The sequence below is a fragment of the Gluconobacter sp. OJB genome (genome assembly GCF_039638275.1).
Lineage (GTDB): Bacteria > Pseudomonadota > Alphaproteobacteria > Acetobacterales > Acetobacteraceae > Gluconobacter > Gluconobacter cerevisiae.
In genome coordinates, this window is record NZ_JBDIWH010000004.1 from 12,273 (window position 1) to 25,563 (window position 13,291).

Consider the following 13,291-nt stretch of genomic DNA (forward strand, 5'->3'; position numbering starts at 1 on the left):
CGCATGAGGGCTTTCTATCCTGCCCTCATGACAGATCAGACACAGACCCCCGACCGCGCTCCCGTGACCGAGATTTCGGATCGGGAGCTTCTTCAGCATCTTCTCACCCGCTCTGACGAGCAGGGAGAAGAGATCCGGTTCATCAGCGAAAAGCTGAGTATCCTGATTGAGCTTCTGACCCCCTCGGAGAAGGGGGACGGCCCGACACTGGACGACATTCTTGCGCGTCTGGTCGAGCTGATGAAGGATCAGGAGCCGGTCATCAGGCGCATCGACCATACGACCGCCCGCAACAACGATCTGCTTGAAGGCCGCAAGGTTCGCCCGAAAGCAGAGGATGGCCGCCCGTCATGATGACCTTCCGCAAGATCTCGGCGGAGTGCAACGGCCGGTTCGTGGCCGCCTATTTTACCGAGGGCGCGCCGGATCCAGAGCACGATTTTCGCACGGACACCGGCAAGGTGCCTGACGGCGACGGTCAGCGCCTCACGAACTACTACCTCGGCCGCGATGGTCGGGCCTCTTTCAATCCGGGCATGAGTCAGAAGATGGCGGACGTGCTCGGCGTGGATCGGCGTGCCATGCCCACGACCGAAACACTTGCGGCCCTGTTCGAAGGCAAGCGCGCCGACAATGGCGAGCAATGGTCTCAGGCCAAGCGGAAGATCAGCGCCTACGACCTCACCATGGCCCCGCACAAATCGGTCACGCTGGCTGCCGAGTTTGCCCCAACACAGGCCGAAGGGGCCGCCATCTGGAACGCAGTGCAGCGGGCTAATGACGCGACCATGCAGTATGTGGCCCGTGAGCTGGGCTTTGCCCGACGCGGCCATGGTGGGGAAGACGGAGAAGAGGCTGGGGAGGTCGCCTGGACGTCCTACCGGCACCGCACGTCTCGCCCGACCCTGACCCTGCATGATGCCGAGACCGATACGACCTATCTGCGCGAGGCTCCGACCGGGGGCGATCCGCAGATGCACATCCATAATTCGCTCTACAATGTCGTTGTCACCGACAGCGGCCATGTGGGGTCGCTGGATACGAAGCGCCTGCGGTCCCGCGTCCACGAGTTCGGAGCCTTCTTCCAGGCGGAGCTGGCGGATGAGCTGCGCAAACTCGGGATTGCGCAGTCCTACGACGCCAAAGAGCAGGCGACTGTTATTTCCGCCGTCCCGCAAGAGGCCTGTGACGCGTTCTCCAGTCGCACGGCCGAGGTGACACGGGCTGCGCGAGCCTATGCCGAGAAAGAAGGTCATGACTGGAACGCCATGACGGCCGAGCTGAAGAACAAGATGCTCAAAGCCGCCAGTCTGGCGCACCGGCAGAAGAAGAATGAGTCCGCCGACGACGTACAGGCCTGGCGCGAGCGCGCCGCCGAGATCGGGTGGGAGCATCACAGCGTTCTCGATACAGCCGAGGCTCCTGCGCTCACGGTCGCCGAGCGACACGAGCAGGCCTATGCGTTTGCGGCCAAGCATCTCGGCAAGGAGTTCGAGACGGCTGCCGTGCTCGATCACGACAAACTGCGGATGTACGCGGCACGCGGCCTCATTGGTGCGGGGATCTCGGGGGGTATTGAGGACATTGACCAGGTCGTCAAACTGATCGAGGGCAAGGGCCTTGAGGTTCGGGGCGAGCAGGTCAGCCTCGTGTCCTGCGTGAAGAATGATCGGATCCGCGTGACCAATACGGCCCAGATCCGGGTCGAAGAAACGCTCGCCAAAGAAGCCGTGCGGGCTTCGGCGGATCGCAGCGCGTCCCTTTCGGATGCCCAACTCACTGAGGCCATTGAGCGATGCGACCTCGATTTCGACAACGAGCACGGCCAGTCCCAGAAGGCCGCAATCTATGCCCTGGGGAAGGCCGGAAAGATCTCGATGCTCACGGGCGTTGCCGGCTCCGGCAAGACAACGCTGCTTAAGCCGCTCGTGGATGCCTGGAAGCGCGACACCCGGTTCTCGGAGAAGGGCCGTGAGATGATCGGCCTGGCGACGGCCTGGCGTCAGGCCGACGCGCTTGGCGATGCTGGCATCCACCAGCGTTACGCCATGATGCCGTTCCTGAGCCGCCTGGAGAAAGGCGAGCAGACGGTGGACGAGAACACGGTGCTGGTCATTGACGAGGTCGGGCAGATCGCACCGCGCCAGATGCTTCAGCTTCTGGAGCTGCAACGCGCGAGCGGCTGTACCATCAAGGCCTTGGGTGATCGGGAGCAGGCACAGTCCATTGAGGCCGGTGATACCGTCGAGATCCTGCGCAGGGTTCTGGCCAAGGAGGACATGCCGGAGCTGCTCTCCACGGTCCGCCAGACGACCGCCCGCAATCGTGAGATTGCCGGACTGTTCCGTGGCGAGAAACCCGATGCGGATGCGCTGGAAGCGCTTCGACCCAAAGGGAAGGCCGCCTACGCCAACCGGGACGAGGAGAACTCGGACGATCCCCGCAACGCCTTTCACCTCGAAGAGGTGCGCCGTGCGATCGACATGAAGCGTGAGGATGGCACGATCAGATTGGTCGGCGGCGATCAGGACGAAGTGCTGCAACAGATTGCCGAGCTGTATGTCACACGCCGCGACGCCCTGGCCGCGTCCGGCTCAACGCGTGGCATCAGCATGTCGGCCCTGACCAATCAGGACGCGGCCGATCTCAGCCGCGCCGTCCGCAGGATCCTGCAAGAGCGTGGTGAGATCTCCCGCGATGAGGTCAAACTCGATGCGGTCGATCAGCGCGGCGAGGCCTATGAGCTTCAGGTTGCGGCCGGAGACAGGTTGCGCCTGTTCCGGCGCACCTGGGGGGCGGTCGAAGGGAAGGGGACCACCGTTGGCAACAACGGCGATGTCGTGGAGGTTGTCTCGCACGGCAAGGACGGCCTGCGCGTCCGGATGAAGGATGGTCGGGAGGCAGATGTTGAGTGGCGTCGGCTGAAGGACCATAAGACCGGCCGGATCCTGCTTGGTTTCGGTCATGCCATGACCATTGATGCCGCCCAAGGCCTCACCTCAGACGAGCATATCAACGCGCTTCCGCGAGGTGTCGCGACCGCAACCGGGTTCACGTCCTACGTGGCGGAGAGCCGGGCCAAGGGCACGACCTGGACCATGATCTCGGACGGCGCCACGTTCGAGGCCGTGCGTAATGGCCGGGCGCTTGGCGACACGACCGAGATCACCAGTGACGATCTGTGGAACCATGTGGCCAAGGGCATGTCTAACAAGCCTTATAAGGCGCTTGGCATGGATCTGCCTTTTACGTCCCAGGCCGAACGGGAGAAGCACGTTCAGGAACTGATCCGCCTCGGGAAGATGCAGGAGGAAATGGCGCAGGATGGCCGGGACTATGGACGTGAGGTGAGGGACAGGGCGCAGGCGCTCACCCTAGAAAAGACGGCTGGACCGAAGCTGAAGGAGTTGGACCGACAGATAGCTGAGCTTCTGGTGCAAAGCGGTTCTGCTATGTCTCAAGCGGAACAAAGGTTGCGCGAGAGTAGGATCATGATTGCCACGACCGCCTCGCCAGCGGTCTGAGAGCCAGACCGAAGGTAAATCGAGTAATTTCAGTGACCTATATTTCACCCCTCTCTCGAACAGCAAGGAGCGAGTTTTAGGCTGTACTAAAATTACTCTACATTAGCGTCTTTGCGATGACGTGTTATCCGCTATTAACCTGTGAAGCCGGGAGTGAACGCTGCTAGCATCTCTCAATGCTATCGTCAGAGCGCTATCTCCATCACAAGTAAGGCGTGCTGTTTTCCTATATACGTAGAATGCTGCGAAAAATCACTAAAACCACTCTTTGAGTTAGGCTCTTACATGATGGTAGATGACCCTAACTTAGAATCAAGTCTCAAACTTTATTCCTTTTGTATCCCTCATAAAGATTTCGTGGATAATAATAGAATGAAGACTCCATATATATTTTCTTTATTATCTCTTTCTCAACACCTGAAACAAACATAACTGAAATAACACTTAACATCTCAAGTATTCCTATGAACTTAATTATTATAGAATCTGAAAATCTTGAGTTATTATTTTTTATTCCACCATAGTGCATGATTTCGTTTCTAATATCAACTATATCCAATATAATTGAGGAAGCAGTTTCTCTGTCTAAAAAATCAAAATTAGATATTATATCATATAGTCTCTCTCTCAAATTGTATTCATATTTTTTTCAAACGACTTTCGTAACGCTCTTCTTTCGTCTGACCTAAATTTCGTACATTCTTTTATTTTTGACTTAAATTCTAATATCTCGTCGTTCTTATTTTCTGGGCTTTTCTGAAGACCATAATGTTGGATGTGTATTACTTCTAGTCCAGTTACTAAGTGTGAAAACTTGTTTTGTATAAACAGTCCCTTTGATAAGCTAGATGGATATCCGAAAAAACCTGCTAAATACTTAGGTGTCATTTCTATATAATTAGACAAATAATATCCAAAACGATTTTTTATTAAAGCAAACGAAGACGAGAGCCACTCTGAACCCGGACCCTTATCATAATTATATGTTTGGTAATATATCACAGATTCCGAATTTTTTTCATTGTATATTGATGGATAGGATACGAGATGTTTTCTACTAACAAATGTTACAAAAAACCTTTCTACAATTCTACTTAATTCAAAACACTCCTTGATAGTTTTATTTTCATTGAAAACTATTTCCAAAAAAAATTCTTTTTCGAATATTAAATTGTCTTCGTTTGTGTGTATATTATATTCAAATAATATATTAATTGTGCCGGTATTAGTTTCCCAATTTAATTCCGATAAATCTGAGGCATATTCTATTTCAAATGTATTTAATTCATTTTGTTTTTTTAAGTTATATGTGGAAATATTTAACCATCTATCTAAACCTGTTAGTTTCCACCTAATTCGTGAATATGTCTGCGGTTCTGAAATATCATTATTGCTCTTAATATACTCAGATCCGAAATATATCTCATGACTATCTTCTTCTCTCGGCCCGAAGCCTCGAAGTGAGTACGGATCCAGTATCTTAACGTATTCGCTAGAAAACAAATAACCATTAAGCTCATCGTGAGATAGCTGTAGTGATTTTAGTTCTCCATTAAATAAAACTCCATCAACGTGAACAGTAACTTTATGATCTTCGGAGATTGTAAGTGTACCTGTTCTCTTGGAAGATTCATTTTCAATCCAGAAATAACCTCTGTTATTTTTATTTGTCATAATTTTACTCATATCGTTGTTTTTATTTCAATTATTCGGATTTCTGAAATTCGATATTATGTAGTTTTAATCTTGAATGCGCTGCCCATATTAAGGTACCTGAAAGACGATAATATAATACCAATATACGAAAGGACAATATTGAGTTTTCTGTCTCTAGTGGTCCGCTAGCGGACAGTTGCAGCGCCGCCTCTGCAAACCATCGCAGTTTCGTCCTTCTTAGAGTGACGCGAAGCCTCCATTTTCTGTTTTTCAAGTTAATAACGGATAACACGTCATCGCAAAGACGCTAATGTAGAGTAATTTTAGTACAGCCTAAAACTCGCTCCTTCCTGTTCCAGATGGATGAAATATAGGTCACCGAAATTACTCAAGTCACCTCCGATCTATTTCTGAAATAGTAATTTTTTTCCAACTTCTCGGCATGCAGCCAAAATTTCTCTTTCGCTTGCCTCTTTGGCGCCAGCCGTATTGGCCGGAAGAGCCCTGAGCTGATCGCGCGTCGCCAGAACCAGCACAGCACGCCGGCGAGGCGTCCGCCCTGTCCTGCTTCCCACGAGGCGCTCCAGTTGCTCGACCCGCCCCAGAAAGGCCCCATCCATGGGCTGCGCAGGCACAAGGCTTTCATCCTTGTTATCGTCGCGATGGAAGCGGCCCCAGGCCAGCATCCCGGCAAACGGCGTGTTTCCGTCCGCCTGTCCCTGTGTCGTCACAGTCCGCAGGTAAGACGCGATTTCCGTCAGGTGCGTGCTCACATCGCCCATGAGGGCTTTGCTGTCCCGGTGGTTCTCATTCGCGATCTTGCCGATCAGGGCTTCGACCGCTGGTGGGAGGGCCGAGCTGGCGGTCTCGATCTGGAAGTCGCCGTTTTCCAGCGTTTCGACAATGCCCCAGGTCTCGGCGTCCGGATCCACACCGTGTCCGGACTTGGGCGAGGGGAGCATGACCGGACGGGCGCGGCGCACTTCGCCGGAGCGTCCATTGATGTCGGCAAAGAAGGTCTTGGAGTGAATGACGCGGCCGCCAAACATTGTCACGGCCTCACCTTCGATCAGACTTTGCAGATCGTTCCAGGGCAGACGGGAAACCTCACGAACCTCAGCGCCTGAGCCGTTGTAATAGCCGTAGCCATCATTCTCGACGCGGGTTGCCTGTGTCACCTCGACCTTGTCGGCCTGCTGTTCCAGCCATTCGCGCGTCTTCATGGCATCCTGAAGCCGCAGCGCATGGGTGAGGTTCGCATTGCCAAGAAGCGAGAAGGCCTTTTCGCCAATCCGGGCTGTCAGGCCGGGCAGATCCTGAAACGAGATCCAGAACATGCAGTTCAGGCCACGGCCCATCGCGAGCATCCGGTCCATGCCGTCCGTGACATAGGCGGCCAGCTCGTCAAAGAAGATCTGGAATGGCGCATCACCAGCTCCGGCCTTCAGCTTGAACACTTCGCTGGCAGAGCCATGCAGCTTTGCCCCGAGGAGCTGGGCCATGACACCGCGCAGCGAGGCCACGACGATCTTGCCCAGGCCCGCCAGACTGTCTGACGAGTTTTCCAGCGATGGCAGGATGACGATCAGGATGCGGCGGTTCAGGACCACGTCGCGCATGATGATGTCGGCCGTCTCGGCACTGAAGATATGCCCCAAGCTCACGCCAAGCTGTGTGAAGACGCGCGAGAAATACATCTTGGCATAGCCGTGCTGCTCGGACGGCTTGTTTTCCTTCTGGGCGTTCCACTCCAGAGAAGAGTCATAACCGGGCAGCTCGCCAAGATAGGCCTGAAGCGGCCAGAGCACATCGTCCGGAATATCCTCGACCCTGCGCTCGATGGCCTGATTGGAGCCGGGATTGCGAATGAGGAAAACCTTGTGCCGGGCGAGGGTGCCGATCCAGCGCAGGTCGGTCGCATAGCGGATGGCGTCGATATTGATGGGGATGCCGTGCGTGTCGCGCATCCAGACGAGGGCCGGAACCACTGTGCCGATGAGGCCGACAGCGCGGTCGCGGAACACGCCATTGGAATCATTGGCCGACTGTTCGCCAAGCTGGCTGACCAGCATTTCGCGGATGGCGTCCGCATTTCCGGTGGCAAACGGATTGAAGGTGTTGGAATCCCGTGTGCCGGAAGCGGCGAGGAAGTTCAGCGCCAGCACCTGGTCATCGAGCCCAAACCGCCGTGCGAGGGCCAGCACATCGCCATAGACCGTGTTGTCGCCTTTGGCGTCCACGAGGATGCAGCCGGAGCCATGGGCCAGGGCGTTCGTCATCAGGGAGACAATGGCCGTGGTCTTGCCGGATCCGGTGGTGCCCGGAATGGCCGCGTGTTGCCGGGCCGCGTCCGAGGACATCCAGAGCTGGCGGCGGGTCCGGGCTTCCGTGCCGAGATAGAGAATGCCGTTGGCCTGACGGGCCTTGCGATCCTTGGGGTTCAAATCGTTCGCATCCTTCAGCCCGCTGTAACGCGGCATGTGGAGCGGGAGGCGCTCAGGACGGAGCACCACCCAGGCCGCGACGGCCGGGGCCGCGAGAATCAGCGCGCCATCTATCGCGGGCACGAACCAGCCCAGGCCAACACCGACCAGTCCAAGCCATCCGGCCAGAGGGGAACGCAGCTCTTCCTTCGTCTTTGTCCAGAACGGGCGGGTATCGCGGTATGTCTTTCCCCGCTCGACCTGCTGATGGCCAAGCGGTGCACCAATCTTGCGAGCCGTCATGGTTTCAGTTCTCCAGCCCGAATGGCGAACCGGCCTGTGTCGGCGCGGGTGCTGGAGACGGCATTTCCAGATGGGCGGGCTGATGCAGCGCCTTCAGGATCTGCTGTGGTGCCGTGGGTGCGGGAGCTTGTGCCTGCGTGTCCATCGGTCCACTGGACGGCAATGGCGGAAGAGGCGCGGATTCTGGCATCGCAGGCACCGAGGCGTGCAGGCCGCCAAAGGTGTACAACAGACCTGCGCAGACGGCAGCGGTTGCGGCAACTGGCAGGAAACGGCGGATCCTGCTGGCCGGAGCGGCCTGAGGTCCAGCCGGGGCGATCTCGGCCTGAGCAGCCGCGAGCGGCAGGGCTTGCGGAAAATGGAGATGGATCGGGGCCGTGTTTCCCTCCTCGATGTCGAGCGTGAGGGGAGCGTTCTGGCCGTGCTGGAGAATGATGCGGGTCATGAAACTGTCCTTCAGGCGGAGCGGAGCGTGGAGAGGGCGCGATCAAGCACCGGGATGTAGAGGGGGCGACGCAGACGCTGTTCCTCGGACCAGTGGGCACGGGCGCCAGCGGCTTCGATCCGGGGATTGGGATGCACGTCTTCGTTCGGGTTTTCACTGGGGTAGCCCAGAGAGTGCAGGGCATACCAAAGCGGCCGGTCGATCAGCTTGACGATGGCGAAGGCGGGCGGCGCCAGCACACCAGCCTCAAAGCGGGCATCGCACAGAAGCGTCATAAGGGCGGTCGTGGTCCAGCCGTGACGGTCACAGCTCTGCGCGATCGTGGCCTGCACATCGGGATCTGCAAGGAAGTCCTGCGCGTTCTTCAGGACCTCTGCGGGCACCTTCAGGCTGACCTTCGGGCCGGTATCGCCATCAAGTCCTGCGTCAGCCAGACCTTCTGACAGTTGCCCGAGCAGGGTCATGGCCTCATCGCGACGCTTGAGTTTGTGCAGCGCAAAGGCCGCAAAGAGCACCTGGGCCGCAGGTGGGGCCGCGCCCGGACCGGCCGTTGTGTAGTGCGGGCCGAGCTGACGCTCGAAGGCTTCCTGCGCGCAGACCTCGCTGAAACTACCATCGGCGGCCGTGGCAAAGCGGCTGCGCCATTCGTCAGCCGTCAGGGCCGGGTCGGCCGGAAGAGGTGCCCCGGTGGACGGCGCAACAAGCCGGGTGATGCGGCGCTTGGCGAACCCGCGCAGGGTCGGAAACATTTTTGCCTGCACGGCAATCAGGCCTTCGAGATCGAGGACAGTCCGCAGCGCCTTGTTCTCCCCGAAGAAGAGACACAGACCTGCGCAGATCCCCCCGACCAGGACTGCAACCCACCGGAGCTGCAGACCGACGATGGACAGGCCGTAATAGAGCTGGATCAGGCGAATGGACGCCGGATGGTGCAGGGCTTGGTGAAGCTGGAGGTTCAGACGCGCAAGGTCAGGCGTAGGCGACAGGATGCCGATCTGCCAGATCAGGGCCTTGCAGTAAAAACGGCTGATCTCTGTGTGGAAGGTTGACCAGACCATATAGGCCAGGACAACGCTGCCGAGCAGCGCAACACCGGCCAGCATCAGGGTGAGTTCTCCTGACGAGCGCGAGCCTGAGGACCGCGAAGCTGTGCCGCTCATGCCGGGTCTCCTTGATGGCTGGTGCGGATCAGGGTCTGGGAAATCTCGTAAAAGCGCTTCAGATAGGCCGTGCCAAAGCGGGGCGTGTGGGAGTGATAGCCCGCGACGGCCTGCCAGAGATCGCCCCGGGCCTTGGTCATTTCCTGCCCGAGGATCCAGCCGCCCGCTTCGAGATTGGCGCAGGAGTTATTCCGCAAGGCCGCGTAGGCACGGGACGGGGTAGTGTGCCAGTGCCGCGCAATCTCGGGGACGTGGATCGTATTGACCTGCATGGGGCCAAGATCGGACGTCCCGTTCGTATTCTGCACGGCCTGTCCGGGATGACCGCCTTCGACATAGAGCAGGACCAGCATGACGCCTGCTGGCACATGCGCGTTATGGGCTGACTCTTTGAGGCAGGCTGCGATCTGGCGTCCGCCATCGTCCTCGGCCGAGGCAGCCGGGGCTGCCATGAGGGCCGCGAGGGCCAACGGAAAGAACATCCGGGTTTTCATGCGGCTTGCTCCTTCTGGACGGAGACCGGCTGAAGACGCGCCATGCTCGCCTGCCAGAGGCCGTTCAGATCGCACAGGTTGATCTGCCCGTTCTGAACCGGGAGCGCATCCAGCACTTCGAGCAGGCAAAGCAGGACCGTCACGGCAGACTGCGCGTCATGGTCGAGGACGGTCACGCCAAGGGCGGCTTCAGGATCATCGACCAGCTTCAGGCCGAAGCCGTGCCGCGTCATTTCAAACCACAGCGCCTCGGCGGTGATCAGGAACGCAGGCAGGAAGCCGCTGCTGGACGCCGCGACCGTGCTGGCGCAGGGGGTTGAGTTGATGGCATCGCTCAGAATGACGCTGAGGCCCTTGCGGTCGATGGCCCGGACCAGAACGTCTGACAGGAGCGTGACGGCAGGAGAGGGGGTCATCCGTAGCGCCTCCGTTTCCAGGTCGCCCGACCGGACCGGACGGGGCCGGTGATGAGGCGACGGACAGTTCTGAGGGCAGCCGGCAGCGTCAGGCCAAAGAAGCTGATCGTTGCAAACAGCGCAGTGCCCAGAACGCCGATATACAGCGTCGTCCAGCTCCAGTACGTGACCGTCACAAGGAGCGGGAGACAGGCCCGGCCATCAAGGATGGCCAGACGGACAGGTTGTGCGGTTGCGCGCCACATCAGGCGTCTCTCCTCCAGGCGTCGTTGGCCGTCTTTTCAGTAATCAGCCCGTCTTCCAGGGCTTTGCGGATGGCGACCTCGTAGCTCTGGCCGTCACTCTCGATGGCCTGCGCCACGAGGTCGGGCCAAAGCTCGCTTTCGGTTCGCATGAGCTGACGGCGCAGATCCTGATGAAAGGTCAGGTACTCGCGCACGGCCACACGGCCCCCGCCGACCCGCTCCAGAAGACGCTGGTTGATGACGAAGCGCAGGGACTGCGCCAGCGCGCTCACGAGGTTGTCGCGTTCGGCCCGTGGGCACAGCGCAATGGCACGCTGGATCATGAGCGGGCCGTTATCGGCATGAATGGTGGTCGAGAGCTTCCCGCCCGTAATGGCGCAGTTGATGGCCGCTTCCATAGTGGGGCCGTCACGACATTCGCCAAGGACCAGATCCGAGTTTTCACGGCGCATGGAGCCCTCGACAAACAGGGGCGGTGTCAGATTGGGCGGGCGGATCTCGGTCTGGGTAATCCGGTTGCCATTCGGCGGCTTGAGGCTGTCGAAAAGGAACTCGATCGGCTGCTCGCCTGTGGAAATGTTGCACGAGACGGTCGGATCCATCAGCCGATCATGGATCAGCCCGAACTGTATTGTGGTTTTGCCCGATCCCGTTGATCCTCCCGTGAGCACCATGCCGCTTCTCAGCAGGTTGGTGTCGCGGATCTCCTGCTCGACCCGCTGCTCATCCAGACTGGGCGGAAGGGTCGGGATGGGCCGAAAGACCAGATTCATGCCTGGGCCGCGCATGGTCTGCACGGGAAAGATGTTGATACGAAAGCGCAGGGACTCACGGCGGTTGAGCGTGACGCTATAGGCCGTATCGAGCTGAAGGCTGATCAGGACACGCGCCGAGCCGTCCGCGCCATAGACGTGATCCACGATCTGCTTGAGATCCAGCGATGTCGTGGGGTCCATGGTGGCGTAGCGGTTGCGGCCATGAACCGTCAGCGTGGCGCGATGACCGGTCAACAGGTCAATCCGCGACGCGCCGAGGCCATGCGCCCATTTCAGGAAGTCATCGAGACCGGGCGCATGTTTCCGGGCTTCAGCAACCCAGGGGTATTCTCGCTTCGCCCGTTCGTGTGCCCAGGTTTCGGTGTCGCGCAGTTTGAGGACGGCGCTCATCGGCAGTCCTCCGGATAGGCGACGCGGGTGCGGGCCTGGAGGCCGGGCTGTCCGGTGATCCGGATGACGCGGTCGCCGAGATGCAGACTGTCGCCGCCGCCCACGGCCTGACGGTTCTCGAACACCACGCGCGGTTCTTCGACACGACCGGCCCGCAGAAGCACGCGGTAGCGGGCCATGCCGGTGATGTCGCGCTGAAGTCGCGAGAGATCGGACAGGTAGATCTCATCCGCAACCTTTTCTCCGGAGGCCCAGCCTTCAGCCACCCAGTCGTTCCAGTGCCGCACTTCCTTGTCGGTATGCGGCAGAGCGGATGAGGCCGGATGACGCGGCTTGTTCCAGGACCGCACGAGATAGGTCCGCCAGTTCGGCGCGGCAGAGGTGAGCTGCGCCTCACGGGTAATCTCGAAGACGCAGCGGCTTTCATGGGCGATGGTGCCGGTATCGTTCAGCGCAAACGCCATCTGCGCCTGGCTCACGATCGGGGGCTGCATCAGCGTCTGGCCGTCACCCACCGGCAGGACGAAGGGGCGAAAATCGAACGTCGTGTCGAGGATAGGCTCGTTGTGGCGCAGCATTTCATTAATGGCGAAAGACCGCGCCGCTTGTCCGCCCTGTGCGCCGTAGGTCAGTGCGGCCTGACGGATCTGCTCGCGTCGTCCCGGCTTGAGATCGTCGCCGACTTCATCGTTTGGCCGCGCGTCCTGCAAGGCTTCGAGAGACGGGGGGGCCTCGCCGCCTGTGATGCGGTCGAGCTGAAGCGCGCCCGTGACCGGGGTGTTGGCAGGATTGCCCAAGGCCTCATCATTGGCGTTGATCTGATCCGCGCCCGGCTCAGGTGGGTTTGGCATGGACACGAGCGTTCCGCTCCGGGCTGGCGGAGGAAGAGAGCTGGTGGACGGCATGATGGTGCCGTTGTCGGCCGCACCTGCGAGGGCGGGAAATGCGAGGAAGGCAACCGTTGCGAGGCCGCAAAGCAGGGCGCGATCAGCCATGGTACGTCACCGAGATTGCGTGGGAGAGGGGATCGACAGAGACGGTGGCCTGTTCTCCCGCCTGCTCGCCAAGCGTGCGCAGGTGGTCAATCACAGGGGCCACGGCATTGATCTGGACAATGACCTTCCGATGCGGGCCGAATGCGGCCACGCTGTAGCCAATGTCCTTGCCGAGTTTGCGCACGGCAGGCTCAAGCGGGCCTTGCCAGACAAACCAGACCTGTCGCTTGAGGTCAGCGGGCAGGCCGGGATCCGGTGTCATGGGCGGCGGGGTAGGCCGCAACGTGCCGAGCTGGGCCAGATCCGCGTCGGTCGTGGCGATGGCGCGTTGCAGCGCAAGCTCGGGATTGGCCATGCCTGTTGTCGCGACAGGCTCGGGCGGCTTGGTGGCGCAGGCCGAGAGGGCCAGCAGAAGAACGGGTGTCAGAAGGTAGTGGTGTCGCATGGATCCCTCCAGATGTTGG

At 58.8% G+C, this 13,291-nt stretch carries 13 protein-coding genes; 2 read left to right on the plus strand and 11 right to left on the minus strand.

Annotated elements, in window-relative coordinates; translation table 11 throughout:
* The first annotated feature begins 3 nt into the window (after window positions 1-3).
* Window positions 4-354 (plus strand): hypothetical protein, encoded by a 351-nt coding sequence (locus tag ABDK74_RS14835; RefSeq protein ID WP_346004443.1) that lies wholly within the window; start codon window positions 4-6, stop codon window positions 352-354.
* Window positions 351-3,524, plus strand: coding sequence for a MobF family relaxase (gene mobF, locus ABDK74_RS14840; RefSeq protein ID WP_346004444.1), 3,174 nt, complete (start codon window positions 351-353; stop codon window positions 3,522-3,524). The genes ABDK74_RS14835 and mobF overlap by 4 nt, the downstream gene beginning before the upstream one ends.
* Window positions 3,525-3,843: 319 nt before the next feature.
* Here the strand turns inward: mobF and ABDK74_RS14845 are convergent, their stop codons facing one another.
* The 11 genes from ABDK74_RS14845 to ABDK74_RS14895 all read right to left on the minus strand — a co-directional run bounded on the left by ABDK74_RS14845 (window position 3,844) and on the right by ABDK74_RS14895 (window position 13,272).
* Entirely contained in the window at window positions 3,844-4,155 is a 312-nt protein-coding gene (locus ABDK74_RS14845; RefSeq protein WP_346004445.1) for a HEPN domain-containing protein, read from the minus strand.
* Window positions 4,152-5,198 (minus strand): hypothetical protein, encoded by a 1,047-nt coding sequence (locus tag ABDK74_RS14850; RefSeq protein ID WP_346004446.1) that lies wholly within the window; start codon window positions 5,196-5,198, stop codon window positions 4,152-4,154. Before ABDK74_RS14850 ends, ABDK74_RS14845 begins: the two co-directional genes overlap by 4 nt.
* A gap of 386 nt (window positions 5,199-5,584) precedes the next feature.
* The gene (locus ABDK74_RS14855) at window positions 5,585-7,906 is read right to left on the minus strand and encodes a type IV secretion system DNA-binding domain-containing protein (protein ID WP_346004447.1); all 2,322 of its coding nucleotides are present in this window, start codon (window positions 7,904-7,906) and stop codon (window positions 5,585-5,587) included.
* Between the two features lie 4 nt (window positions 7,907-7,910).
* Window positions 7,911-8,351, minus strand: coding sequence for a hypothetical protein (locus tag ABDK74_RS14860; protein ID WP_346004448.1), 441 nt, complete (start codon window positions 8,349-8,351; stop codon window positions 7,911-7,913).
* Window positions 8,352-8,362: 11 nt separating this feature from the next.
* Window positions 8,363-9,511 carry a hypothetical protein gene (locus ABDK74_RS14865; RefSeq protein ID WP_346004449.1) on the minus strand — a complete coding sequence of 383 codons (1,149 nt, stop codon included), beginning with the start codon at window positions 9,509-9,511 and terminating at the stop codon, window positions 8,363-8,365.
* Window positions 9,508-10,005 (minus strand): lytic transglycosylase domain-containing protein, encoded by a 498-nt coding sequence (locus ABDK74_RS14870; protein ID WP_228119314.1) that lies wholly within the window; start codon window positions 10,003-10,005, stop codon window positions 9,508-9,510. Before ABDK74_RS14870 ends, ABDK74_RS14865 begins: the two co-directional genes overlap by 4 nt.
* Entirely contained in the window at window positions 10,002-10,421 is a 420-nt protein-coding gene (locus ABDK74_RS14875) for a hypothetical protein (protein WP_346004450.1), read from the minus strand. The genes ABDK74_RS14870 and ABDK74_RS14875 overlap by 4 nt, the downstream gene beginning before the upstream one ends.
* Complete coding sequence (gene icmT / locus ABDK74_RS14880) at window positions 10,418-10,666, minus strand: IcmT/TraK family protein (protein ID WP_346004451.1); 249 nt, start codon at window positions 10,664-10,666, stop codon at window positions 10,418-10,420. Before icmT ends, ABDK74_RS14875 begins: the two co-directional genes overlap by 4 nt.
* Window positions 10,666-11,832 carry an ATPase, T2SS/T4P/T4SS family gene (locus tag ABDK74_RS14885; protein WP_346004452.1) on the minus strand — a complete coding sequence of 389 codons (1,167 nt, stop codon included), beginning with the start codon at window positions 11,830-11,832 and terminating at the stop codon, window positions 10,666-10,668. Before ABDK74_RS14885 ends, icmT begins: the two co-directional genes overlap by 1 nt.
* Complete coding sequence (locus ABDK74_RS14890) at window positions 11,829-12,827, minus strand: type IV secretory system conjugative DNA transfer family protein (RefSeq protein WP_346004453.1); 999 nt, start codon at window positions 12,825-12,827, stop codon at window positions 11,829-11,831. Before ABDK74_RS14890 ends, ABDK74_RS14885 begins: the two co-directional genes overlap by 4 nt.
* Window positions 12,820-13,272 (minus strand): DotD/TraH family lipoprotein, encoded by a 453-nt coding sequence (locus ABDK74_RS14895; protein ID WP_346004454.1) that lies wholly within the window; start codon window positions 13,270-13,272, stop codon window positions 12,820-12,822. Before ABDK74_RS14895 ends, ABDK74_RS14890 begins: the two co-directional genes overlap by 8 nt.
* Window positions 13,273-13,291 lie beyond the last annotated feature (19 nt).